The 24732-nt window shown below is 73.4% G+C and carries 21 protein-coding genes, 1 tRNA gene and 1 other RNA gene; 10 read left to right on the top strand and 13 right to left on the bottom strand.

Annotated elements, in window-relative coordinates; all coding sequences use genetic code 11:
* Position 1 precedes the first annotated feature (1 nt).
* The gene (aspA, locus tag EDD32_RS16235) at positions 2–1468 is read left to right on the top strand and encodes an aspartate ammonia-lyase (protein ID WP_123919137.1); all 1467 of its coding nucleotides are present in this window, start codon (positions 2–4) and stop codon (positions 1466–1468) included.
* Positions 1469–1522: 54 nt separating this feature from the next.
* Here the strand turns inward: aspA and aceE are convergent, their stop codons facing one another.
* Positions 1523–4267 carry a pyruvate dehydrogenase (acetyl-transferring), homodimeric type gene (aceE, locus tag EDD32_RS16230; RefSeq protein ID WP_123919135.1) on the bottom strand — a complete coding sequence of 915 codons (2745 nt, stop codon included), beginning with the start codon at positions 4265–4267 and terminating at the stop codon, positions 1523–1525.
* Positions 4268–4568: 301 nt separating this feature from the next.
* Between aceE and EDD32_RS16225 the strand changes: the two genes are divergently transcribed.
* From EDD32_RS16225 to EDD32_RS16205, 5 genes are all read left to right on the top strand, one after another.
* Positions 4569–4985: a DUF3052 domain-containing protein gene (locus tag EDD32_RS16225; RefSeq protein ID WP_123919133.1), complete on the top strand. Its 417-nt coding sequence runs from the start codon at positions 4569–4571 to the stop codon at positions 4983–4985.
* 35 nt (positions 4986–5020) lie between these two features.
* A tRNA-Val gene (locus tag EDD32_RS16220) sits at positions 5021–5094 on the top strand.
* Between the two features lie 25 nt (positions 5095–5119).
* Positions 5120–6298 (top strand): Nif3-like dinuclear metal center hexameric protein, encoded by a 1179-nt coding sequence (locus EDD32_RS16215; protein ID WP_123919132.1) that lies wholly within the window; start codon positions 5120–5122, stop codon positions 6296–6298.
* Entirely contained in the window at positions 6295–7032 is a 738-nt protein-coding gene (locus EDD32_RS16210; protein ID WP_123919131.1) for a zinc ribbon domain-containing protein, read from the top strand. Before EDD32_RS16215 ends, EDD32_RS16210 begins: the two co-directional genes overlap by 4 nt.
* Positions 7029–8435 (top strand): bifunctional RNase H/acid phosphatase, encoded by a 1407-nt coding sequence (locus tag EDD32_RS16205; RefSeq protein WP_246006315.1) that lies wholly within the window; start codon positions 7029–7031, stop codon positions 8433–8435. Before EDD32_RS16210 ends, EDD32_RS16205 begins: the two co-directional genes overlap by 4 nt.
* Before the next feature lie 27 nt (positions 8436–8462).
* Here EDD32_RS16205 and EDD32_RS16200 read toward each other — a convergent pair whose 3' ends face one another.
* Positions 8463–9239: a YaaA family protein gene (locus EDD32_RS16200; protein WP_123919130.1), complete on the bottom strand. Its 777-nt coding sequence runs from the start codon at positions 9237–9239 to the stop codon at positions 8463–8465.
* Between the two features lie 58 nt (positions 9240–9297).
* On the opposite strand from EDD32_RS16200, the gene rnpB reads away from it, so the two are divergent.
* An RNA gene (gene rnpB, locus EDD32_RS16195) (RNase P RNA component class A) lies at positions 9298–9681 on the top strand.
* Positions 9682–9692: 11 nt separating this feature from the next.
* Here rnpB and EDD32_RS16190 read toward each other — a convergent pair.
* From EDD32_RS16190 to map, 5 genes are all read right to left on the bottom strand, one after another.
* Entirely contained in the window at positions 9693–10127 is a 435-nt protein-coding gene (locus tag EDD32_RS16190) for a hypothetical protein (RefSeq protein WP_123919128.1), read from the bottom strand.
* A 135-nt stretch (positions 10128–10262) separates the two neighbouring features.
* Positions 10263–10475 carry a PspC domain-containing protein gene (locus tag EDD32_RS16185; protein ID WP_246006181.1) on the bottom strand — a complete coding sequence of 71 codons (213 nt, stop codon included), beginning with the start codon at positions 10473–10475 and terminating at the stop codon, positions 10263–10265.
* 76 nt (positions 10476–10551) lie between these two features.
* Positions 10552–11337, bottom strand: a complete 786-nt coding sequence (locus EDD32_RS16180) for an MBL fold metallo-hydrolase (protein WP_211338867.1) — start codon at positions 11335–11337, stop codon at positions 10552–10554.
* Positions 11338–11377: 40 nt separating this feature from the next.
* Positions 11378–12133, bottom strand: a complete 756-nt coding sequence (ppgK, locus tag EDD32_RS16175; protein WP_123919124.1) for a polyphosphate--glucose phosphotransferase — start codon at positions 12131–12133, stop codon at positions 11378–11380.
* A 65-nt stretch (positions 12134–12198) separates the two neighbouring features.
* On the bottom strand, positions 12199–13086 hold the full coding sequence (gene map / locus EDD32_RS16170; protein ID WP_211338866.1) for a type I methionyl aminopeptidase: 888 nt from the start codon (positions 13084–13086) through the stop codon (positions 12199–12201).
* A gap of 61 nt (positions 13087–13147) precedes the next feature.
* Between map and EDD32_RS16165 the strand changes: the two genes are divergently transcribed.
* The gene (locus EDD32_RS16165; RefSeq protein WP_211338865.1) at positions 13148–13417 is read left to right on the top strand and encodes an SPOR domain-containing protein; all 270 of its coding nucleotides are present in this window, start codon (positions 13148–13150) and stop codon (positions 13415–13417) included.
* Here EDD32_RS16165 and panB read toward each other — a convergent pair.
* Both panB and EDD32_RS16155 read right to left on the bottom strand, forming a co-directional pair.
* Complete coding sequence (panB, locus tag EDD32_RS16160) at positions 13405–14229, bottom strand: 3-methyl-2-oxobutanoate hydroxymethyltransferase (RefSeq protein WP_123919122.1); 825 nt, start codon at positions 14227–14229, stop codon at positions 13405–13407. The genes EDD32_RS16165 and panB overlap by 13 nt on opposite strands.
* Positions 14230–14264: 35 nt before the next feature.
* A complete protein-coding gene (locus EDD32_RS16155) occupies positions 14265–15917 on the bottom strand; it encodes an NAD+ synthase (protein WP_123919120.1) in 1653 nt (550 codons plus the stop codon).
* Positions 15918–16086: 169 nt separating this feature from the next.
* Here EDD32_RS16155 and glnA (EDD32_RS16150) point away from each other — a divergent pair, with 169 nt between their 5' ends.
* On the top strand, positions 16087–17421 hold the full coding sequence (gene glnA / locus EDD32_RS16150; protein WP_123919118.1) for a type I glutamate--ammonia ligase: 1335 nt from the start codon (positions 16087–16089) through the stop codon (positions 17419–17421).
* 11 nt (positions 17422–17432) lie between these two features.
* Positions 17433–20471 (top strand): bifunctional [glutamine synthetase] adenylyltransferase/[glutamine synthetase]-adenylyl-L-tyrosine phosphorylase, encoded by a 3039-nt coding sequence (locus EDD32_RS16145; protein WP_123919116.1) that lies wholly within the window; start codon positions 17433–17435, stop codon positions 20469–20471.
* Between the two features lie 118 nt (positions 20472–20589).
* Here the strand turns inward: EDD32_RS16145 and EDD32_RS16140 are convergent, their stop codons facing one another.
* The 4 genes from EDD32_RS16140 to EDD32_RS16125 all read right to left on the bottom strand — a co-directional run bounded on the left by EDD32_RS16140 (position 20590) and on the right by EDD32_RS16125 (position 24622).
* Positions 20590–21036, bottom strand: coding sequence for a DUF6098 family protein (locus EDD32_RS16140; RefSeq protein ID WP_123919114.1), 447 nt, complete (start codon positions 21034–21036; stop codon positions 20590–20592).
* A complete protein-coding gene (locus tag EDD32_RS16135; RefSeq protein ID WP_170175330.1) occupies positions 21033–21494 on the bottom strand; it encodes an STAS domain-containing protein in 462 nt (153 codons plus the stop codon). Before EDD32_RS16135 ends, EDD32_RS16140 begins: the two co-directional genes overlap by 4 nt.
* Before the next feature lie 233 nt (positions 21495–21727).
* Positions 21728–23152, bottom strand: a complete 1425-nt coding sequence (gene glnA, locus EDD32_RS16130) for a type I glutamate--ammonia ligase (RefSeq protein WP_123919110.1) — start codon at positions 23150–23152, stop codon at positions 21728–21730.
* Between the two features lie 138 nt (positions 23153–23290).
* Positions 23291–24622 carry an ISL3 family transposase gene (locus EDD32_RS16125; protein WP_425459468.1) on the bottom strand — a complete coding sequence of 444 codons (1332 nt, stop codon included), beginning with the start codon at positions 24620–24622 and terminating at the stop codon, positions 23291–23293.
* Positions 24623–24732 lie beyond the last annotated feature (110 nt).

The raw sequence follows: 24732 nt of genomic DNA, 5'->3' as shown, positions 1-24732 counted from the left end.
CATGGACACGAGGATCGAAGAGGATCTGCTCGGTGAGCGAGAGGTCCCGGCGGACGCGTACTACGGCATCCACACCGTGCGCGCGGCGGAGAACTTCCGCATCAGCACGAGCACCATCAACGACGTCCCCGAGCTCGTCCGGGGGATGGTCGAGGTCAAGAAGGCCTCGGCCCTGGCCAACGCCGAGCTGGGCACCGTCCCCGCCCGGGTGGCGGGCGCCGTCGTCGCGGCCTGCGACGAGATCCTCCTGCACGGGCGGTGCGCGGACCAGTTCCCCGTCGACGTCTTCCAGGGCGGGGCCGGCACGAGCGTGAACATGAACGTCAACGAGGTGGTGGCCAACCTCGCGCTGGAGCACCTCGGGCTGCCCAAGGGGCGCTACGACGTCGTCAACCCCAACGACCACGTCAACAAGAGCCAGTCGACGAACGACGCCTACCCCACCGGCTTCCGCATCGCCCTGCACCGGGCCACGGAGGAGCTGAAGAACGCCGTCCAGCGTCTCGTCATCGCCTTCGACGACAAGGGCACGGAGTTCGCCGGCATGCTCAAGATGGGCCGCACCCAGCTCCAGGACGCCGTGCCGATGACCCTCGGGCAGGAGTTCACCGCGTTCGGCGTCGTCCTCGGCGAGGAGCTGCGCCAGCTCAGCCTCGCCCAGTCCCTGCTGCTCGAGGTCAACCTCGGTGCGACGGCGATCGGCACCGGTCTGAACACCCCGGAGGGCTACCCCGCCACGGCGGTGGCCAAGCTCGCGGAGGTCACCGGCCTGCCGCTGGTCAGCGCCGAGAACCTCATCGAGGCCACCTCGGACACCGGCGCCTACGTCACCCTGCACGCGGCGACGAAGCGCACGGCGGTCAAGCTCGGGAAGATCTGCAACGACCTGCGCCTGCTGTCCTCGGGCCCGCGCGCGGGCCTGAAGGAGATCAACCTGCCCGAGCTCCAGGCCGGCTCGTCGATCATGCCCGCGAAGGTCAACCCGGTCATCCCCGAGGTCGTCAACCAGGTGTGCTTCAAGGTCATCGGCAACGACGTCACCGTCTCCATGGCCGCCGAGGCCGGGCAGCTCCAGCTCAACGTCATGGAGCCGGTCATCGCCCAGGCGTGCTTCGAGTCCCTGCACCTGCTGACCAACGCGTGCGACAACCTCACCGAGCGCTGCGTCGTGGGGATCACCGCGAACGAGGAGGTCGCCCGCGGCTACGTGCTGAACTCCATCGGGATCGTCACGTTCCTCAACCCCGTCATCGGTCACCACAACGGCGACCTCGTGGGCCGGGAGTGCGCCCGCACCGGCAAGAGCGTGCGCGAGGTGGTGCTCGAGATGGGCCTGCTCGGTGCCGACGAGCTCGACGAGATCCTCTCGGTGGAGAACCTCGTGCGCCCGCAGTACCGCGGCCGGCGCTACGAGGGGCAGGACCCGACCACCCTGACCCACGGCATCGCGGTGGGCGGGCGGGACTGACGACGGCGGCGGCCGCACCCTGCCGGGTGCGGCCGCCGCGGTGGTGTCAGGCCCTCAGGCGTCGCCGCCGGCGGAGCCGGACTCGCCGGCGTGGACGTTGAACAGGTCGTAGCGCTCGATGGCCTGGCGGGCCAGGTCCCGGTCGACCTCGCCCCGCTGCCCGAGCGCCTCCAACGCCTTGACGACCATGGAGTGCGCGTCGATGAAGAGCTGGCGGCGCGCCGCCGGCCGGGTGTCGGAGTAGCCGAACCCGTCCGCGCCCAGGGTGTGGTAGTCGCCCGGGACCCAGGGCCGGATGGCGTCCTGCACCTGGTGCTCGTAGTCGCTGGTGGCCACGTACGGACCGCCGGCGTCGCGCAGCCGGGTGGTGACGTAGGCCTCGCGGCGCTCCTGCTCCGGGTGGAGGAAGTTGTGCCGGTCGGCCTCGAGGCCGTCCCGGCGCAGCTCGTACCAGCTCGTCACCGACCACACGCCGGCACGGATGCCCCAGTCCTGGGCGAGGAGCTCGCGGGCGTGCAGGGCCCACGGGACACCCACGCCGGAGGCGAGGAGCTGCACGCGCGGACCGTCGCCGTCGGGCCGGGCGATCTGGTGGACGCCCCGGAGGATGCCCTCGACGTCGACGTCCTCCGGCTCGGCGGGCTGGACCATCGGCTCGTTGTACACCGTGAGGTAGTACATGACGTTCTGGTCGCGGCTGTCCTCGCCGTACATCCGCTGCAGACCGTCCTTGACGATGTGCCGGATCTCGTACGCGTACGCCGGGTCGTAGTGGACGATCGCCGGGTTCGTCGACGCCAGCACGGGGGAGTGCCCGTCCATGTGCTGGGTGCCCTCGCCGGCCAGCGTGGTCTTGCCGGCCGTGGCGCCGATGATGAAGCCGCGGGCGAGCTGGTCGCCGGCCGCCCAGAACTGGTCGCCGGTGCGCTGGAAGCCGAACATCGAGTAGAAGATGTAGACGGGGATCATCGGCTCGCAGTGCACCGCGTACGACGTTCCGACCACCTGCATCGCGGCGGCCGAGCCGGCCTCGTTGATGCCGGTGTGGAGGATCTGCCCCTGCTCGGACTCCTTGTAGCTGAGCATGAGCTCCTGGTCCACCGAGGTGTAGTTCTGCCCCTTGGTGTTGAAGATCTTCGCGGTGGGGAAGATCGCGTCGAGACCGAACGTGCGCGCCTCGTCGGGGATGATCGGCACGAACCGCCGGCCGACCTCCTTGTCCTTCATCAGCTCCTTGAGCAGCCGGACGAACGCCATGGTCGTGGCGATCTCCTGCTTGCCCGAGCCCTTCGCCAGGATCTGGTACGGCTTGTCGTCCGGGAGCGCCAGCGCCTTGGCGTCGGTGCGCCGCTCGGGCACGTAGCCGCCGAGGGCCTTGCGCCGCTCGAGCATGTACTGCAGGGTCTCGTCCGAGGCGTCGGGCCGGTAGTACGGGGCGCTGAACGGGTCCTCGAGCTGCTCGTCCGAGATCGGGATGCGCAGGGCGTCCCGGAGCATCTTGAGGTCCGTCGTCTTCATCTTCTTCATCTGGTGGGTCGAGTTGCGACCCGCGAAGCTCGGTCCCAGCCCGTAGCCCTTGACGGTGTGCGCGAGGATCACCGTCGGCTGGCCGGTGTGCTCGGTGGCCGCCTTGTAGGCGGCGTAGATCTTGCGGTAGTCGTGCCCGCCGCGCTTGAGCGCCCAGATCTCGTCGTCGGTCATGTTGGCCACGAGCGCCTTGGTGCGCGGGTCACGGCCGAAGAAGTGCTCCCGGACGTAGGCGCCGTCGTTCGCCTTGTACGTCTGGTAGTCCCCATCGAGCGTCTCGTTCATGAGGTTGACGAGGGCGCGGTCCTTGTCGGCGTTGAGCAGGACGTCCCACTCCCGGCCCCAGATCACCTTGATGACGTTCCAGCCGGCCCCCCGGAACTGGGCCTCGAGCTCCTGGATGATCTTGCCGTTGCCGCGCACCGGGCCGTCGAGGCGCTGGAGGTTGCAGTTGACGACGAAGGTGAGGTTGTCGAGGTTCTGCTGGGCGGCCTGCTGGAGCATGCCGCGCGACTCCGGCTCGTCCATCTCGCCGTCGCCGAGGAACGCCCACACGTGCTGCTGGGAGGTGTCCTTGATCCCGCGCTCGTGGACGTAGCGGTTGACCCACGCCTGGTAGATCGCCTGGGCCGGACCCAGCCCCATCGACACCGTGGGGAACTCCCAGAAGTCCGGCATCCGGCGCGGGTGCGGGTAGGACGGCAGCCCGCGGCTGCCCTCCGGGTGGGAGTACTCCTGCCGGAAGCCGTCCAGGTCCGCCTCGCTGAGGCGGCCCTCGAGGAAGGCCCGGGCGTAGTTGCCGGGCGAGGCGTGGCCCTGGAAGAAGACCTGGTCGCCGCCGCCGGGGTGGTTCTTGCCGCGGAAGAAGTGGTTCATGCCCACCTCGTACAGCGTGGCGACGGAGGCGTAGGAGGAGATGTGCCCGCCGACGGCGACGTCGGGCCGCTGGGCACGGGTGACCATGACGGCCGCGTTCCACCGGATCCAGCCGCGGTACTTGCGCTCGACCGCCTCGTCGCCGGGGAAGTACGGCTCCTCGTGGACGCCGATCGTGTTGACGTAGGGCGTGTTGACCGAGCTGGGGATCGCGACGTTGCGCTCCCGGGCCCGCTTGAGCAGGTTGAGCATGATGTAGCGCGCCCGCGGCCCGCCGCGTTCGTCGATGAGCCCGTCCAGGGAGTCGAGCCACTCCTGGGTCTCGTCGTGGTCGATGTCCTGGACCCTGCTCAGCAGTCCGTTGATCAGGGGCGAGGACTCGTCTCGTGAACTCACGCGTTCCCTCTTCTCGCGGTCAGGCGTCGCTTCGACGCTGGGTGGTGACGCACTCTCGTTAGGTTAGGACCATTGTCGTGCCTTGACCTTGCCGAGGTCGAATGCGGGGCGGGGCATCGCCCCTGTGACGCTCCCGACAGCCCCGGCGGCGGCTCCGCGGAGCAGATCCGCGACCGCCACGCCCGGACCGGGCTTGCACCGAGGGGTCGGGTTGCGATGGGCTTGGCCCCACACGTCGTCCCGGGAGAGCCCGGGGCGCGCGGACGACGCGGGCCGACGGCCCAGGAGAGGTAGGACCGACGTGTCAGGGAGCGCGGGTGCGGGGGCCGGTTTCGGCTTCACCACCGGGCAGGTCATCCAGGAGTGGGGCTACGACGAGGACGTCTCGCTCGAGGTGCGCGAGGCCATCGAGGTGGCCACCGGCACCGAGCTGGTGGACGAGGACTACGGCGACGTGTGCGACGGCTCCCTCATCTGGTGGCGCGAGGAGGACGCCGAGGTGGAGGACCTCACGGACCTGCTCGTCGACGCCCAGGCCAACCTCGACGACGGCGGCCTCATCTGGGTCCTCACGCCCAAGCCGGGCCGGCCGGGCCACGTGCGCCCCGCCGACGTCGAGGACGCCGCGCGCACGGCGGGGATGCACGCCACGTCCGCCGTCTCCGCGGCGCCCACGTGGTCGGGCATCCGCATCGCCGCGCGCAGCCGCGGCCGCTGATCGGTCTAGGCTGAGGCCGCGCCGCGTGGCGCGTGGGGCCTGTAGCTCAGTTGGTCAGAGCGCCGCGTTTACACCGCGGAGGTCGTCGGTTCGAGACCGGCCGGGCCCACCGGCGCGCAGGTAGGCTCGCCGCCATGCCGCTGACCGTCGCCGACGTCGTCGCCGTCCTCGAGGAGCACTACCCCCCGCGCACGGCGCAGGACTGGGACGCCGTCGGGCTCGTCCTGGGGGACCCGGCCGCCGCGGTCACCTCGGTGGTCCTGGCGGTCGACCCCACCGAGGAGGTCGTCACCGAGGCGCTCGCCCGCGGCGCCGACCTGCTCCTCACCCACCACCCGCTCTACCTGCGCGGGACGTCCTCCGTGGCGGCGACCGACCCCAAGGGCCGGGCCGTCCACCGCCTGGTCACCGGCGGGTGCGCCCTCTACGCCGCGCACACCAACGCCGACGCGGCCGCCGACGGCGTCTCGCAGGCCCTGGCCGACCTCCTGGGACTCACCCGGACCGTCCCGGTGGAGCCGCTGGACGCCCCCGCGCTGGACACCCTGACGACCTTCGTGCCCCGGGACAGCACCGCCGGCGTCCTCGACGCGCTCGCCGCCGCCGGCGCCGGCCGGCTGGGGGACTACGAGCGGGCCGCCTTCCACTCGCCCGGGACCGGGACGTTCCGGCCCCTCCCCGGGGCGCACCCCGCCGTCGGGCAGGTCGGCACCGTCGAGGACGTCGCCGAGGACCGGCTGGAGATGGTGCTCCCGCGCGAGCGGCGCGCCGCCGTCCTGGCGGCGCTGCGACAGGCGCACCCGTACGAGGAGCCCGCCCACAGCCTCGTCGCGCAGGCACCCGTCCCGGCCGACACGGGCACCGGGCGCATCGGGCGGCTGCCCGAGGCGATGACCCTCCGGGCGTTCGCCGAGCTCGTCGCCCGGGTGCTCCCCCCCACCGCGCAGGGCATCCGGGTGGGCGGGGACCTCGACGCCGAGGTCCGCACCGTCGCGGTCTGCGGCGGGTCCGGCGACTCCCTCCTCGGCCGGGTGCGCTCCCTCGGCGCCGACGTCTACCTCACCGCCGACCTGCGCCACCACCCCGCCTCGGAGCACCTCGCGGGCGGGCGCCCCTTCCTCGTCGACGCCACCCACTGGGCCAGCGAGTGGCCCTGGCTGCCGCGCGCCGCCGAGGTGCTCCGCGCCGCCGCGCTCGCCCGCGGCGCTAGGTTGGACCTGCACGTGTCCACCCTCGTCACCGACCCGTGGGCGGTGCACCTCCCGCAGACACCGAGCGGCGCCGCGTCGCCGCACGAAGGAGCCTCCTCGTGACCACCGCCCCCGTGAAGGACCAGCGCCGCCTGCTCGACCTGCAGGCGCTGGACACCCGGCTGGCCAGGCTCGCCCACCAGCGTCGCAGCCTGCCGGTCCTCGCTGCCCTGGAGGAGCTGAGGGGCCGGGCCGAGGACCTCCACCGCGCCCAGGTCGAGGCCCGGACCGTGGCCTCGGACACCCGGCGCGAGCTCACCAAGGCCGAGGCCGACGTCGAGCAGGTGCGGGCCCGGGCGGCGCGCCACCAGGCCACGCTCGACTCCGGCACGGGGCTGTCCCGCGAGCTGGTCGCCCTCCAGGACGAGCTCGCCAAGCTCGCGCAGCGCCAGGAGGTCCTGGAGGAGGTCGAGCTGGAGATCATGGAGCGCATGGACGCCGCGGAGAGCCGGGTCACCGACCTCGACGCCCAGGAGCAGGCCATCAGTGCCGACGTGGCCCACCACGAGGCCCAGCGCGACGCCGCGTTCGCCACGCTCGACGAGGAGGCGCGCAAGGTCGCGGAGGACCGCGCGCGCCTGGCCGGCGAGCTCGACCCCGAGCTGGTCGACCTCTACGAGGCCGCCCGGCGGCGCACCGGCGGGCTCGGCGCGGTGGGCATCCACGGGCACCGCACCGACGGTGTGCAGGTCGACTTCTCCCTCACCGAGCTGGCCGCGATCGACGCCGCCGGACCCGAGGAGGTCATCGTCTCGGAGGACCACGGCTACGTCCTGGTGCGCCTGGACGAGCAGTGACGGAGCAGGACGGGCTCTTCGAGCTCGGCGAGGGACTCCCGGCGGACCGGCGTCCGACGGACGGGCATGCCGCGGAGCCCGGGGCACCGGTCGGCCGCGCGGACCTCGACGCCGCGCCCGCGAGCGGGCGGTTCCTCGTCATCGAGACCGACGGCGGCTCCCGCGGCAACCCCGGCCCCGCCGGGTACGGCGCGGTCGTGCGCGACGGACGCACGGGGGCGCTGCTGGCGGAGCGGGCGGACTACCTCGGCGTCGCCTCGAACAACGTGGCCGAGTACACGGCGGTGGTCGAGGGTCTGCGCGCGGCGGCGGCCATCGACCCCGGCGCCGAGGTGGAGGTGCGCGCGGACTCCCGGCTCGTCGTCGAGCAGATGAGCGGCCGGTGGAAGATCAGGCACGCCGACATGCGCGACCTCGCCGCCCGGGCCCGGGCCGTCCTGCCCCCGCACCGGGTCCGGTACATCTGGGTGCCGAGGGCGCAGAACGGTGCCGCCGACGCCCTGGCCAACGCCGCGATGGACACCCGCGCCGCCGTCCGGCGCGACCACGGCGACCCGCCTGCCACCGCGTCCACGGGCCCCGCTCCCGCCACCGCGCCCGGTGTCGGTGTCACCGGCGCGGTCCTGCCGGGCGGGGTCGGCACCGACGCCGACGACACCTCCGCCGCGGACGCCAACGCCCCCCGGGCCTCGGGCACGCCCCTGCCGCGCGCGGTCGGCTCGCCCGTCACGGTCGTCCTCGTGCGCCACGGCGTCACCGCCCTGACCGAGAGCGGCCACTACTCCGGCGGGGACACGCCCGGCCCCCCGCTGAGCCCGCTCGGGCGCGAGCAGGCCGCCCGCGCGGGCACCCTGGTCACGCGGCTCGGGGTGGACCTGTGGGCCGACCTGCCCGTGCCCTCCGCGCTGGTCCCCTCGCCCATGGTGCGCACCCGGGAGACCGCCGAGGCCCTCGGGGCGGCGCTGGGGCTCACCCCGGCCGAGCCCGACGACCGGTTCGCCGAGTGCAGGTTCGGGCAGTGGGACGGGCTGTCCGTCGAGCAGATCGAGAGCGGCTGGCCCGGTGAGCTGCTGCGGTGGGCCACCGAGGCGGACCACCGTCCCCCGGGCGGGGAGTCCCTGCGCGACGTCGGGGCGCGGGTGGCGCGGGGCCTGCGCGCCCTCGCCGCCGCGCACGCCGGCGCGACGGTGGTCGTCGCCGCGCACACCGTCGTCGTCCGGGCGGCCGTCGGGCTCGTCGGCCGGGTGGCGGCCGACCACTGGTCCGCGGTGCGGATCCCGCCCGCCTCGGTGACGGTGGTGCGCGTGTGGCCCCAGGTCGACGCGGCGGGCCGCCTCGTCGGCGACCTCACCGTCGTCGGGTGCCCCTCGGAGCTGGTCGACCCGGCGGTGGTCGGCCGGTAGGTGGTCGACCTCTGCTGGTCGACCCGGTCAGTCCCGCTCGACGAGGGTGAGGGTGCGGCGGCGCCCCGTGCCCGTGAGCTCCACCGCCCCCCACGCCGTGCCGACCAGCTCCTCGGCGGCGTGGGCGAGCTGGTCGGCGGTGCGGGGCGGCCGGCCGGGCCGGACCAGGAGGTGGCGGGTCAGCACCCCGCGGGCGTGCTTGGCGTTGTGGGAGACCACCTGGCGCCGTCCGCCGGACTCGCGCACCACCTGGACCGCCACGTGCTGCGCCGCGGCGCCGGGACGCCACGCGGCGGCGTAGGTCGCCGAGCGGCAGTCGACGACGACGTCGCCGTCGGCCTGCTCGTCCAGGACGGCGGGCAGGTGCTCGCGCCAGTACGACGCGAGCGGCCCCGTGCCGGGCAGGGCGGCGCCCATGGAGAGCCGGTAGGCGGGGATGCGGTCCGTGGGCGTCAGGACGCCCCAGAGCCCGGAGAGGATCCGCACCGATCGACCGGCGCGGGCGCGGGCCGGACCGGTGAGGCCGGCCAGCCCCGCCGCGGTGTGCAGCACCCCGGTGTAGACCCGGGCCGCCGGGGCCGCGTGCGCGGTGCGCAGCGCCGTGTTCCGCTCCACCTCGGCGGCCAGCGACGGTCCCACGCCCAGCACCGACGGCCCGTCGGGTGTCGCGGAGACGGCGCGAAGCGCGTCGAGCACGCGTTCCCGGGCGGGCGCGAGGGCGGGGGCGGCGAGACGCCCGAGGTCGACCGGGCGGCCGCGGGTCGGGGCGGTCTTGCCCTCGGAGGGCGGCAGGAGCACGAGCACCGGGGAATGGTAACGGCCGGCCGTCCGGCGTCAGCCCGGGGTACGATGGCGGCGCGGATGAGTCGGCCAGGCGGTCGCGTCGTCCCGGCCTCGGCCGGGACGCCGAGGAACGTCCGGGCTCCATAGGGCAGGGTGGTGGGTAACACCCACCCGGGGTGACCCGCGGGACAGTGCCACAGAGAGCAGACCGCCGTCGGAGCGATCCGGCGGTAAGGGTGAAACGGTGGTGTAAGAGACCACCAGCGCGGCGGGTGACCGTCGCGGCTAGGCAAACCCCACCCGGAGCAAGACCAGACAGCAGGCGTGATCAGGGCTGCCCGCCCGAGCCTGCGGGTAGGTCGCTGGAGGCGTGCGGCAACGTACGTCGTAGATGGATGGCCGCCACCGACGGGACGGCAACGACCCGGCGGGACAGAACCCGGCGTACCGGCCGACTCGTCCGCACCACCACCGTCAGGCGAAGACGCTGACCCAGACGGTCCAGTCCTTCTCCGCGAGCTCGGTCACGGTGAAGTCGTAGGTGTGCACCCGCGGCGGCGTGCCCTCGCGTCGCAGCTCGACGACGTAGCTGTCGGCGCCCGTGAGGTCGCCGAAGGTGAGGGACCAGGTGCAGCCGTCGGGTGTGGCCCGGCCCGTGGCGTCGACCTCGCCCGCGCCGACGACCGTGCCGGCGGGGTCGGTCACCGTGACCGTGGCACCGTCGAAGAAGGTCCCCTCGAACGCCGCGGCGGAGCAGTCCGCCGTGCGACCGGTGCCGGCCGCGGTGAGGACCACCCGCAGAGGTCCCTCCGGGCCGAGGGAGACGTCCGACAGCGCCGCGGAGGTCGCCAGGCCGACTCCGGCCAGGGCGGCCGCCCCGACGACGAACCAGCGCGAGACCATGACCACCGTGTTGCTCCTCAGAACTGCCGTACCCCTGACGCCGATGGTAACGGCGGCGGGTGTACGGCCGGTGAACGACCAGGTGGTGCCGCGTGTCGTGGGGCCGCCGGCAGCGGGCGGGCCGCGCGGGGTGTGCCCGGGTCAGTACTCGTTGGGCATGAGGACCCACAGGATGGGGTAGACCACGAGCTGGCTGCCGGGCAGGACCATGAGCAGCAGGACGAACAGCAGCCGTGCCACCCACGGGGAGAGGCCGAAGCGCCGGCCCAGGCCCGCGCAGACGCCCGCGAGGACGCGGGTGTCGCGGGGGCGGACCAGGCCCTGGTTGCGCATTCCGGCTCGGATGTCGTTCACGTCGTGCACCTCTTCTGCTCGTCAGTACCTCCAGCGTGGTGCATCGGCCCGGTCCGCACATCAGGGACGCCCCGGATCACGACCCTGATCTCGGGGCCGGCCCCGCCGGGGGTCCGTCCGGTGGGTCGCTCCGGGCCGCCTGTCGGTCGTGCTCCGCCCTGACCCACGGGTCGATCAGACGCGGGTCGGTGCCGGGACGGCCGGCGGCCAGGCGGTCGAGGTAGCGCAGGTCGGCGACCAGGCGTGCGCGGGCCTCGGCTGCGGTGGCCACGGCGCCGTGCCCGGGCACGACGACGTCCGCGTCCCGCAGGAGGGGTACGAGGAGGGCCAGCGCCTCGGCGTAGTCGCCCAGGGGGTCGGCCGCGTCGAGGTCGAGGAGGGGCACCTCGCGGTCGGAGAGCATGTCGCCGACGAGCAGCGCCCGTGCGGCGGGGACGACCACCGTGAGGTGCCCGGGCGCGTGCGCGCGGTGCTCGACGAGACGGACCGCCGGCCAGGCAGGCACCGCCGGTCCGTCCTCGGCCACCGCGGTGGGCAGGGCGTCCGGGACGCGGAGGTGCGCCTCGGCGCCGGTGCCGCTCGCGGCGGCCTCGGCGACCAGCGCGGTGCGCCCGTCCCTCGCCGCCCGCACGGCGGCCGCCGAGGCGACGTGTGCCACGCCGGTCAGCGGCGCCGGCACCAGGAGGTGGTCCCAGTGCGGGTGCGTGGACAGCACGGCGCTGACCCGCCAGCCGCGCACGGCGACGGTCGCGGCGAGGCCGTCGAGCTCGGCGGGGGTCAGCGCGGGGTCGACGAGGAGGCAGGAGCCGTTCGATGCGACGACGACGGTCGACGTGGTCGCCCACCGACGCGCGGTGGCCACGTGGACACCGGGCGCGACCTCCTCGAGGCCGCGGGTCACGTCAGCGGTAGCCGTGGGCGGCCAGCTGAGCGGCGCCGGCGATCCCGGCGGTGTTGCGCAGCGCCGCGGGCACGATCGGCGCCTGGGTCGTCAGCAGGGGGAGGAACTTGTCGTGCTTCTTGCTCACCCCGCCGCCGACGACGAGGAGGTCGGGGGAGAAGAGCATCTCGACCGTCTCGTAGAACCGCTGGAGGCGCTCGGCCCACTCGTCCCACGACAGCCCCTCCGCCTCGCGCGCGGAGGAGGCCGCGCGGTGCTCGGCGTCGTGGCCGTCGATCTCGAGGTGGCCGAGCTCGGTGTTGGGTACGAGCGTGCCGTCGACGATGAGCGCGGAGCCGATCCCGGTGCCGAGCGTCGTGACCAGGACGACACCGGGCACGCCCTTCGCGGCGCCGTAGACGACCTCGGCGATGCCGGCGGCGTCGGCGTCGTTGACCGCGATGACCTGACGGCCGATGGCCTCGGTCATGAGGACCGGGACGTCCACGCCCTTCCAGGACTTGTGGAGGTTGGCGATGGACCCCACGACGCCGTGCTTGATCGGGGCGGGGAAGGTCAGCCCGATCGGGGTCGTGTCCGGCACGTCGAAGGAGGCGACGAGCTCGGCCACCGTGGCCGCGACGGCGGCCGGCTTGGACGGGTTCGGGGTGGGGATGCGCAGCCGGTCGCCGACGAGCTCACCCGTGGTGAGGTCCACCGGGGCGCCCTTGATCCCCGAGCCGCCGATGTCGATGCCGAATCCGATGAGGTCGCTCATGGTTCTCCGTCGTGTCCGTCCCGCCGCGCCGGTCGGCGCACCCGCAGGCTATCCGGACCGGGGCGTCAGGGCAGGGTGAGGATCTCCGCGCCGGTCTCGGTCACGACGACCGTGTGCTCCCACTGGGCGCTGCGCGAGCGGTCCTTGGTCAGCACGGTCCAGCCGTCGTCCCACTGGACCCAGTCGATCTCACCGAGGGTGAGCATGGGCTCGATCGTGAACACCATGCCCGGCTCGATGACGTCGTCGTAGCGGGGGGCCGAGTCGTAGTGGGGGATGATGAGTCCGGAGTGGAACGCCTCGCCGACGCCGTGCCCGGTGAAGTCGCGCACGACGCCGTAGTCGAACCGCCGGGCGTAGGCCTCGATGACCCGGCCGATGACGTTGACGGCCCGGCCCGGGCGCACGGCGTTGATGCCGCGCTCCATGGCGACCTTCGTCCGCTCGACGAGGAGGTGGGACTCCTCGTCCACCTCGCCGACCTCGAACATGGCGTTGAGGTCGCCGTGGACGCCGTCGAGGTAGGCGGTGACGTCGACGTTGAGAATGTCGCCCTCGGCCAGGACGGTCGAGTCGGGGATGCCGTGGCAGATCACCTCGTTGACCGACGTGCACAGCGACTTCGGGAAGCCCATGTAGCCCAGCGTCGAGGGGTAGGCGCCGTGGTCGAGCATGAACTCGTGGCCGATGCGGTCCAGCTCGTCCGTCGTCACGCCCGGCGCGACGTGGCGGCCGACCTCGGCCAGCGCCTGGGCCGCGACGCGCGAGGCCCGCCGGATCCGTTCGATCGTCTCGGGCGACTTCACCTCGGAGGCGCTCACCCGCTCCGGACCCGTGCGCCCGACGTACTCCGGCCGCGGGATCGACACGGGCACCTCCCGCAGCGGGGAGACGCGCCCCTTCGTCAGGGTGCCGCGGGGGGCGCGGTCGGCGAGCATAGGGTCCACCAGCATGGGCCCAGTCTACGGACGGGGCGGCCCGCGGTCCGCGCGGGCAGCGACGAGGAGGACGAGCATGAGCGAGCAGCCCGAGTTCTACTACGACCTCGCCACGGGCGAGGTCCAGGAGGGGAAGGTCGCGGGCTGGACCTCACGGATGGGCCCGTACCCGTCGGCGGAGGCCGCGCGGCACGCCATGGACAAGGTGCGCACGCGCAACGAGGAGTGGGAGGAGGACGACGCCGCCTGGAAGGGGGAGCCCGGCGCCGACCCGTCCGTCGAGGGGACGTCGGACGGGTCAGAGGGCGGCACGACAGGCGCCGGTGGTTCCCCTCAGCTCTCGTAGGTGTGCTCGGGGCCCGGGAAGGCCCGGGTCCGCACCTCCGTGACGTACTGCCGCGTCGCCGCGCCGAGGGCGGCACCCAGCTCGGCGTAGCGGCGGGCGAACCGGGGGGACCACGACCCCATGCCGGCCATGTCCGTCCAGACGAGGACCTGCCCGTCGCAGCCGTTCCCGGCGCCGATCCCGATCGTGGGGACGGGCAGCACCTCGGTGACCCGGTCGGCCACGGGCGCCGGGACCATCTCCAGGACGACGGCGACGGCGCCGGCGTCGGCCAGGGCGAGGGCGTCGGCGACGAGCCGGTCGGCGGCCTCCTCGCCGCGGCCCTGGACGCGCTTGCCGCCGAGGATGTTCTCCGACTGCGGCGTGAAGCCCAGGTGGCCCACCACGGGGATCCCCGACCGGGTGAGGAGCTCGACGTGGCCGGCCAGGTGCGTCCCGCCCTCGAACTTCACCGCGTGGGCGCCGGCCTCCTTGACCAGCCGCACGGCGGTGGCGTGGCACTGGGCGGGGGATGCCTCGTAGGAGCCGAAGGGCAGGTCCGCCACGACCATCGCCCGGCGGGTCACGCGCGCGACCGCCCGGGTGGCGACGACCATCTCGTCGACCGTCACCGGGATCGTGGAGTCGTGGGCGAGCATGTTGTCGCCGACGGAGTCCCCGACGAGGAGCAGGTCGACGCCCGCCTCGTCGAAGACCCGGGCGGTGACGGCGTCGTAGGCGGTGAGCATCGTCAGGGGTTCGCCGCGCTCCTTGGCCTGGCGCAGGTGGTGGACCCGGAACCGGCGGGGTGTCTCGGGTGCGGGGGTGCTCATGGGAAGGGTCGTCCTCTCGGTCGGGCGGGGGAGGGTCAGAGCCGCTCGCGCCAGCGGTTGGTCACGGGCAGGCGCCGGTCACGGCCGAACGCGACCGCGGTGACCTTGGGGCCGAGGGGGTACTGGCGGCGCTTCCACTCCGCGCGGTCCACGAGCCGCAGGACGAGCTCGACGGTCTCGGGGTCGAACCCGGAGTCGAGCAGCTCCTCCCGGCCGAGGCTGCGCTCGACGTAGCCCTCGAGGACGTTGTCGAGCAGGTCGTAGTCCGGCAGGGAGTCGGAGTCCTTCTGGTCCGGGCGCAGCTCGGCCGAGGGAGCCTTCTCGATCGAGCTCCACGGGATCGGCGGCTCCTCGCCGGCGGCCGCGGCGGCCTCGTTGCGCCAGCGGGCCAGCTCCCACACGTGGGTCTTGAGGACGTCCTTGAGCGGCGCGTAGCCGCCCGCGGCGTCGCCGTAGACGGTGGAGTACCCGACAGCGAGCTCGCTCTTGTTCCCGGTCGCCAGGAGCAGCGGCCCCTCGGAGTTCGACACGGCCATGAGGACGACGGCGCGCACCCGCGCCTGGAGGTTCTCCTCCGCGACCCCGGTGATGTCCATCTCGGCGAGGAAGGCCTCGACCATCGGGCCGATGGGGCGCACCCGGTAGTCGGCGCCGATGCGGCGGGCGAGGTCGGCGGCGTCGTCGCGGGAGTGGTCCGAGGAGTACCGCGAGGGCATCGAGATCCCCACGACGTTCTCCCCGCCGATCGCGTCGGCGGCCACGGCGGCGACGAGGGCGGAGTCGATGCCGCCGGACAGACCCAGCACGACCTTCTCGAAGCCGTTCTTGCGCACGTAGTCGCGCAGACCCAGGACGATGGCCTCGTACATCTGGGCGATGTCCGACCGCTCCGGGGGCAGGGCGTACCCGGCCGGGGTGGTGGGGGCCGCGCCGTCCCCGGGCAGCGCCACCAGCAGGAGGTCCTCGACGAAGCCCGGGGACGCCGCGACGAGGTCCCCGGCGGCGTCGACGACGAAGCTGTGGCCGTCGAAGACGAGGTCGTCCTGGCCGCCGACGAGGTTGACGTAGAGGACCGGGCAGCCGAGCTGCCGCGCCCGGTCACGGGTGAGACGCCGTCGCACGGCACCCTTGCCGAACTCGTACGGCGAGCCGTTGAGGACCAGGAGGGCGTCGAGACCGTCGTCGGCCATCGCGGCGACCGGCCCGCCGTCGACCCAGATGTCCTCGCAGATCGCCACACCGAGCCGGTGCCCGCCGGCCTCGACGACCACGACGTCGTCCGGGTCGCCCGGGGCGAAGATCCGGTACTCGTCGAACACGCCGTAGTTGGGCAGGTGGTGCTTGGTGTAGACCGCCTCGACGGCGCCGCCGCGCAGGACCGCGGCGACGTTGGTGGGCCGCTCGGCCCGGGCGGTGCCCAGCGAACCGAGCACGACGGCGGTGGCGCCCAGGCCGTCCGCGGCGAGCTCGGCGGCCAGGGTCTGCAGGCGCGCGGCCGCGGCGCGCTGGAACGACCCGCGCAGGGCGAGGTCCTCGACGGGGTAGCCGGTCAGGACCATCTCGGGCAGGAGCACGACGTCGGCCCCGGCCGCGACGGCGCGGGCGGTCACGGCACGCACGGCGGAGGAGTTGGCGTCGAGGTCGCCGACGGCGCTGTTGACCTGGGCGAGGGCGATGCGCAGCTCCATGCCCCGAGCCTATTGCCGCAGGCGACGGCGCAGCGCGCCGGAGGGGCGGATGCCGGTCGGCGGCGCGCGGGCGGCCGGGCGTGCGCCATGATGGGGCCTGTGGGGGCCGGTGCCCCTCGCACGTCCGCCCGGGCACCTTCCGTGGCGGTCCCGGACCGAGGAGGGGTCGATGGACAGGCAGCAGGAGTACGTGCTCAGGTCGATCGAGGAGCGCGACATCCGGTTCATCCGGCTGTGGTTCACCGACGTCCTGGGCGTGCTGAAGTCCGTGGCCATCGCGCCGGCCGAGCTCGAGGGGGCCTTCGCGGAGGGCATCGGGTTCGACGGTTCCTCCATCGAGGGCCTGACCCGGGTCTACGAGGCGGACATGCTCGCCAAGCCGGACCCGGCCACCTTCCAGGTGCTGCCCTGGCGCGGTGAGGAGAACGGCGTCGCCCGGATGTTCTGCGACATCCTCACCCCGGCGGGCGAGCCGGCCCGGTCCGACCCGCGCGGGGTGCTGCGCCGCGCGATGGACAAGGCCGCCGAGAAGGGCTTCACCTTCTACACCCACCCCGAGATCGAGTTCTACCTCTTCCAGAACTCGTCGCCGGAGGACGGGCTGGTGCCGATCGACCGTGGCGGGTACTTCGACCACGTCGCGCGCGGCACCGCCCACGACTTCCGCCGTGACGCGATCACCACGCTCGAGTCCATGGGGATCTCCGTGGAGTTCTCCCACCACGAGGCCGGCCCGGGCCAGAACGAGATCGACCTGCGCTACGCCGACGCGCTGAGCACGGCCGACAACATCCAGACCTTCCGCACCGTCATCAAGGAGGTCGCCCTCCAGCAGGACGTGCTGGCGACGTTCATGCCCAAGCCGCTCGTGGACGCCCCCGGCTCCGGCATGCACACCCACCTGTCCCTGTTCGAGGGTGAGCGCAACGCCTTCTACGACCCCGCCGGGCAGTACCAGCTCTCCGACACCGGCCGGGCGTTCATCGCCGGCCTGCTGCGGCACGCCGCGGAGATCACCGCCGTGTGCAACCAGCACGTCAACTCCTACAAGCGCCTGTGGGGCGGCGGCGAGGCCCCCAGCTACGTGTGCTGGGGCCACAACAACCGCTCCGCGCTCGTGCGGGTGCCCATGTACAAGCCCGACAAGGGCGGTTCGGCGCGGGTGGAGTACCGGGCGCTGGACTCCGCGGCCAACCCCTACCTCGCCTTCGCGGTGCTGCTCAACGCCGGCCTCAAGGGCATCGAGGAGGGCTACGAGCTGCCCGAGGGCGCCGACGACGACGTCTGGGCGATGAGCCGGGCCGAGCGCAAGGCGCTCGGGATCAGGTCGTTGCCGAACTCGCTGCGCGAGGCCGTGGAGATCATGGAGACCTCCGAGCTCGTCGCCGAGACCCTGGGTGAGGACACCTTCGAGTTCTTCCTGCGCAACAAGCGCACGGAGTGGGAGGAGTACCGGGCCCAGGTGACGGCGTACGAGCTGCAGCGCTTCATCCCCGCCCTGTGAGCTGACCGCCCGTGCCGCGTGAGGTCTCCGCCGCCAGCCGGCTGCGCCGGCTGGGGTTCGCGGCGCCCGCCCGCGCCGAGAGTCTCCTCGCCGAGGCCGCGCTCGCCCCGGTGGTCGCCGCCGCGGGGGCGGCGGGCGCACCGCTGCCCGAGGCGCTCGGACGCGCGGCCGACCCCGACCTGGCCCTGCTCACCCTGCTGCGGCTGGTCGAGGCCGCCGACGACGGCGGAGACCTCGCCGCGGTGCTCACCACCGACGGGCCGCACCGGGACCGGCTCCTCGCCGTCCTGGGCGCAAGCTCGGCGCTGGGGGACATGCTCGTCGCGCGCCCGGGTGACGTCACTCTCCTCGCCGATCGTGACGGCGAGGTCCCGGTCCTCGACCTCACGGCCGAGGACGAGCGCGAGCGGGCGCTGAGGGCGGTCGGGGCGGACCACCGCGACACCGTCCCGGTCGCCACGGTCACGGGCGCCGAGGGGGTGGACACCCTGCGGCGCACCTACCGCCGGCGCATCCTGGAGATCGCCGCCGCGGACCTCACCAGCCCCGACCCGCTGGCGGACCTGCCCAAGGTGGCCGCCGCCGTCGCCGACGTCGTGGCGGGGGCGCTGGACGCCGCCCTGGCGGTGGTGCGCGCGGACCAGCCGGACGGTGCCCGCGGGGTGCGCCTGGCGGTGCTGGGCATGGGTAAGACCGGTGGCCGCGAGCTCAACTACATCTCCGACGTCGACGTCGTCTACGTCGTGGAGCCGGCGGAGGGCACGGACGAGGGCGAGGCCCTCGCGGTGGGCACCCGGCTCGCGGCCGCCCTGGCGCGGGCGTGCGCCGGCCCGTCGGGCGAGCCGGCCCTGTGGCCGCTGGACGCCAACCTGCGGCCCGAGGGCAAGGACGGGCCCCTCGTGCGCACCCTGGCCTCCCACCTCGCCTACTACGAGCGCTGGGCGAAGGCGTGGGAGTTCCAGGCGCTGCTCAAGGCCCGGCCGGTGGCCGGTGACCTCGCCCTCGGCCAGGCCTACGTCGAAGCCCTCGCGCCGATGGTGTGGTCGGCGGTGGAGCGCGAGCACTTCGTCGAGGACGCCCAGGCCATGCGGCGCCGGGTCGAGGACACCGTCCCCGCCCAGCACGCCGAGCGTCAGCTCAAGCTCGGCAAGGGTGGCCTGCGCGACGTCGAGTTCACCGTCCAGCTGCTCCAGATGGTCCACGGCCGGACCGACGAGACCATCCGGTCCCGGACGACGCTGCAGGGCCTGGCGCAGCTTGCGCGCGCCGGGTACGTCGGCCGCGACCACGCCGAGGAGCTGGGGCACCACTACCGGTTCCTGCGGGCGCTGGAGCACCGCATCCAGCTCTACCGGTTGCGCCGCTCGCACCTCGTCCCCACCGACGAGGCGGACCTGCGCCGCCTGGGCCGGTCGCTGCGGACCGACGGCGTCGACGGCGCAGAGTCCCTCGAGGAGCGGTGGCGGCAGGTGCGCCGCGAGGTGCGCCACCTCCACGAGGAGATCTTCTACCGCCCGTTGCTGCCCCTCACCGCGCAGCTGAGCGCCCAGGACGTCGTCCTGGCGCCGGAGGCGGCCCGCGCCCGCCTCGCCGCGATCGGGTTCCACGACCCCGCCGGGGCGATCCGCCACATCGCGGCCCTGACCGAGGGCATCACCCGGCGGGCGGCGATCCAGCGCCAGCTCCTGCCCGTCATGCTCGGCTGGTTCGCCCAGGGACCCGAGCCGGACTCGGGCCTGCTGAGCTTCCGCAAGCTCTCCGAGACCATGGGCACCACCCACTGGTACCTCAAGCTCCTGCGCGACTCCGGCGCGGCCGCCGAGCGCCTCGCGCACCTGCTCTCCCACAGCCGCTACGTCGCCGCCTCCCTGGCGACCCTGCCGGAGGCGGTGCGGTGGCTCGACGACGACGACGAGCTGACGCCCCGCACCCGCGAGGTGCTGGAGCCGGAGCTGCTCGCGCTCCAGTCGCGCCGGGCCGAGCCGGTGCCCGGGGTCATGGTGGCCCGCTACCTCCGGCGCCGCGAGCTCCTCCGGGCCGGCATCGGGGACGTCCTCGACGCGGTCCCGGACGGTCGCTCCCGGGCGATGATCACCACCGCGGCCGACGTCGCCCTCGCCGGTGCGCTGCGGGTCGCCGTGGCCGAGGCCACGGCCGAGGCGGGCCTGGCCGAGCCGCCGTCGCGCTACCTCGTCGTGGCGATGGGACGGCTGGGCGGGGAGGAGATGAGCTACGCCTCCGACGCCGACGTCCTCTTCGTCCACGAGCCCGAGCCGGGCGCGGACCCCGAGACGGCCACCCGGACGGCGGTGGCCGTGGCGAGCAAGGTCCGCGGGCTCCTCGGGGAGGGTGGGGGAGAGCCGCCCCTGGCGGTCGACGCGGACCTGCGCCCCGAGGGCCGCAACGGCCCCATGACCCGCACGCTGTCGGCCTACGCCGAGTACTACGAGCGGTGGGTGGAGCCGTGGGAACGTCAGGCCCTGCTGCGCGCGCGCCCCGTGGCCGGGGACGACGACCTCGCGCGGCGGTTCGTCGCGCTCGTGGACCCGTTGCGCTACCCCGCGGAGGGCCTCACCGAGGCCGAGCTGCGCGAGCTGCGCCGGATCAAGGCGCGGGTCGAGTCGGAGCGGATGCCTCGCGGCGTCCCCCCGACCCGCCACCTCAAGCTCGGCCGGGGCGGCCTCAGCGACGTCGAGTGGACCGTGCAGCTGCTCCAGCTGCGCCACGCCGGGCGGGTGCCGGAACTTCGGACCACCTCGACGACCCGGGCGCTGCACGCCCTCCACGAGGCCGGCCTGGTCAGTGCCGAGGAGGCTGCGCGCCTGGACGGCGCGTGGCAGCTCGCGTCCCGGATCCGGGACGCGATCGTCCTCGGCACGGGCCGGACCACCGGCGCCAAGATCGACACCCTGCCCCACGAGGCGGTCGAGCTCGAGGTGGTGGCCCGGATCCTCGGCTACCCCCCGGGCAGGCGGCTGGACCTGGAGGAGGAGTACCTGCGCCGGGCCCGGCGGGCTCGGACGGTCGTCGACGAGCTCTTCTACCAGTGAGCCGGCCGAGGGTCGAACCCCGCACGGCCGGTGCCGTCGGCGCGATCGGAGTCGTCGGCGCGATCGGGACCCTCGGCCCGGCCCGGGCCCCCGGCGGGGCCTGCGCCCGGCGAACGCCTCAGCGGAACTCGCGCTCGCGCCACCCCGTGTAGGTCTCCGCCGCCTCGCGGTGCACCCCCGCCCCCACCTCGGCGAGCGTGCGCGGGTCGGCGAGGAGGGGCTCGCCGTCGCCGCCCCGACCGGCCGCGGCTCCCACGACGACCCACGCCGACTGCGACGGCTCGACGTGCCCGGCGCGGCGGACCAGTTGGCGCGCGATCCACACCCGCTGACCGCCCTGCCACCAGGGCTCGGCGCGCAGCGGCCACGCGGGCAGCCCCGGCAGCGGGTACCCGCTCTCGGCGTGCCAGGCCCCGGCCCGGAGCAGGTGGGGCGCCGTCCCGACGTAGAGGTGGGCCGAGCCGACGGCCCGCACGACCGCCTCGAGGTCGGCGAGCGTGAGGAGGAGGCGCGGCGGCCCGTCGTGGGTGCCGCCCACCGGCGGTGTCGTGGTCCCCAGCGTCATGGCAGGCCTCCGTCGGTGCGTGCCGTGCCCACCGGTTGGGGTTCGGCCTGCTCGGGCCGGACCGTCAGGGGCTCGGACAGGTAGAGGCGGGCGACCGCCAGCGGGGCGATCCCGCTCAGGTCGACGGCGCGGTCCGGCCCCGACGAGCCCGGGCCGTCGGCGGCGAGGGCGGTCAGCCCCGCCGTCTCCAGGAGGAACCGGACCGGGGCGCTGGCGGCGACGACGCGCACGGGCGCGCTCACCCGCCCGACGACCGCCTGGAGGATCCGCAGGCCGTAGCAGTCCATGAACGTCACGCCGGCGAGGTCGATGTCGACCGGTGTGTCGTGGGCGGCCACGCGCTGGAGCGCGTGGGCGACGTCGTCGGCGATGCCCGCGTCGATCTCACCGGCCAGGACCAGCCTGGTCGTGCCTTCCTCCTCGTCGACGACGACCGAGGGACTCCCGTTGCCGTCCATCTTCGCCTCTCCGTCGCACCGTCGCGGTGCCACCGGAGTCTGGAGTGGCGCTCCCGGCGCGCGGCGCGCCGGAACCATCAGGTTACGGTCGTAGGCGCCCGATGACAACGGCGGGCGCCGCCGCCCGCGCGGAGGACCAGCAGGCGGTCGATGTCGCTGCCCGGACGCAGGCCGCCCCCCGGCCCGCCCTGAGGGCGGGTCGGGGGGCGGCTCGGGCTGACGACCGGCTCAGATCAGAGGTCGTAGTAGAGCTCGAACTCGTGCGGGTGCGGGCGCAGGCGCAGCGGGTCGATCTCGTTGGTGCGCTTGTAGTCGATCCACGTCTCGATGAGGTCGGCGGTGAAGACGTCGCCCTCGGTGAGGTAGTCGTGGTCGGCCTCGAGCGCGTCCAGGACGGCCGGGAGGGAGTCGGGGACCTGGTCGATCTGCGCGTGCTCCTCGGGCGGCAGCTCGTAGAGGTCCTTGTCGATCGGGTCCGGCGGCTCGATCCGGTTCTTGATGCCGTCCAGGCCGGCCATGAGCATGGCGGAGAAGGCCAGGTACGGGTTCGACGACGGGTCGGGCACGCGGAACTCGATGCGCTTGGCCTTCGGCGAGGTACCGGTGACGGGGATGCGGATGCACGCCGAGCGGTTGCGGGCCGAGTACACGAGGTTGACGGGCGCCTCGAAGCCGGGGACCAGGCGGTGGTAGGAGTTCACCGAGGGGTTGGTGAACGCCAGGAGCGACGGCGCGTGCTTGAGGAGCCCGCCGATGTACCAGCGGGCGAGGTCGGACAGGCCGCCGTAGCCGCGCTCGTCGAAGAACAGCGGCTTGCCGTCCTTCCACAGGGACTGGTGCGAGTGCATGCCGGAGCCGTTGTCACCGAAGAGGGGCTTGGGCATGAAGGTCGCGGACTTGCCGGCCTCGAAGGCGACGTTCTTGATGATGTACTTGAACTTCATCAGGTCGTCGGCCGCGCCCCGCAGGGTGTTGAAGCGGTAGTTGATCTCCTGCTGGCCGGCCGTGCCGACCTCGTGGTGGGCTCGCTCGACGTCCAGCCCCACCTCCTGCATGATCCGGACCATGTCGTCGCGCAGGTCGGCGAAGCGGTCGGAGGGGGAGACGGGGAAGTAGCCGCCCTTGTAGCGGGTCTTGTAGCCCAGGTTGCCGCCCTCCTCCTCGCGGCCGGTGTTCCAGGCCGCCTCGGTGGAGTCGAGGTAGTAGAAGCTCGAGTGCTGCGTGGTCTGGAACCGGACGTCGTCGAAGACGTAGAACTCCGCCTCGGCACCGAAGTAGACGGTGTCGGCGATGCCGGTGCTCCTGAGGTAGGCCTCGGCCTTGGCGGCGATGTTGCGCGGGTCGCGCGAGTACGACTCGTCGGTGAACGGGTCGACGATGGAGAAGTTGACGACCAGCGTCTTCTGCTTGCGGAACGGGTCCACGAACGCGCTCGTGACGTCCGGGACGAGCTTCATGTCGGACTCGTGGATCGCCTGGAACCCGCGGATCGACGAGCCGTCGAACATGAGGCCGTCCGTGAAGGCGTCCTCGTTGAAGGCCTCGACCGGGATGTTGAAGTGCTGCATGACCCCCGGCAGGTCGCAGAAGCGGACGTCGACGAACTTGACGTCCTGCTCCTTGGTGAAGGCGATGGCCTCCTCGGCGCTGGAAAACATCCGCTGCTCCTTGGTGTGGACGAAGGTACGACGCCGAGGTTAGTCCCGACCTGTTGCCCGCGTGTCACCTCAATGTGTCCGGCATGTTTCGGGGCCGGAGCGGATCGGGGCCCTACGGTGTCGGCCGGGTAAACTGGCTCATCGGAGAATCGGTGGGGTGAGGCCGCCTCCGACGAGGAGCATCCTGAGTCGGTAGTTGTCCTTGTTGCGGAAGCCGCGGGCGATGCGGCGGTGGAGCTCGATGATCCCGTTCAGGGCCTCGGTGCCGCCGTTGCTGGCGCGGTTGGTGGTGAAGTAGCCGAGGAACTGGGTCTTCCACCGGCGCAGGGTCCGGCCCAGGCGGGCGACCTCGGGGACCGGGCAGGTGTGGAAGGTGGCGACGATGTGCTCGGCGACCTTCCTCGCCTCCGCGAGGTCGGGAAGGTGGTAGACCGAGCGGAGGCGCTGGTAGCACTGCCAGGCCAGGAGGACCTCACCGTCGGGGTCGCCAGCGGGTAGGTCCCGTTCGAGGCGGTCCCACTGCCGGCTGGTGAGCCGGTCCGCGCCGGCGCGCAGGACGTTGCGGACCTTGTACAGCGGGTCGTCCCGGCGGCCGCGGTGGCCGGTGGTGTGCTGCTGGACGCGGCGGCGGACCTCGTCCACGACGTCGACACCGAGCTTGGTGACGTGGAAGGCGTCCAGCACCGCGGCGGCGTCCTCGAGCTCGGCGTCGATGGCGTTCTGGTACCCGCGGAAGGGGTCCAGGGTCGCGACCTTGACCCCGGCGGTGAAGGTAGGCCCGCGGTCCTGGAGCCACTTCTCGTAGACCTTCCCCGACCGGCCTGGCACCAGGTCGAGCAGCTTCGCCCGGGTGCGGCCCGTGGCGTCGCGGGTCAGGTCGACCATCCCGGTCATCTCTTTGGGGCCCTTGTCCTTGATCCGGTGCGGGGTGTGGTGCCACACGTGCTCGTCCACTCCCAAGGCGTTGACGCCGGCGAAGCGGGACTCGTCCTTCGCCATCGCGTCGAGCTCGGGGCGGACGGTGTCCCACAGGGTGTGCCAGTCGACGCCGAGCTGGCGGGCCAGGCCGGCGATGGAGGCGTGCTCGCGGCGCAGCTGTCCGATCGCCCACCGCACCGCCCGGGCGGTCAACTTGGCCCCACCGATGACGAGGTCGGCGACGTCCTCCGAGAACGAGCCGGCCGGGCAGCCCGGGTCCGGGCACACCCAGGTCCGCCGCCGCCACACCACCGTCACGGGCGCGGCGTGGGAGGGGACGTCGTGCAGGACCCGGACCCGCCGGCCGTGCCCGACCGCGACCACACCGCACCGTCGGCACCCCTCGACCCGCGGCGGTGTCTCGACTGTCAGCACCAGACCGGTCTCGGTACGTCGGACGTCTGTCACATGCACGCCCGCGATGCCGAACAGGGTGTCAGTACGCGAGCAGTAGGTGCCGCCGCGAAGGCAGCACGACGTAGGGTGATCCACCGTCGAGGTCCTCTTCGAACAGGTTGCTTGGTCGCTCCTGATCGTGAGGACCTCGACCCCTATTCAGATGGAACTCGTCCCAGTCGGCGTGTCACCCCACCCCACCGATT

The sequence above is a fragment of the Georgenia muralis genome, from assembly GCF_003814705.1.
Classification (GTDB): Bacteria; Actinomycetota; Actinomycetes; order Actinomycetales; family Actinomycetaceae; genus Georgenia; species Georgenia muralis.
Note: the sequence above shows the minus strand (reverse complement) of the source record. Positions and strands in the feature narration are given on the sequence as shown.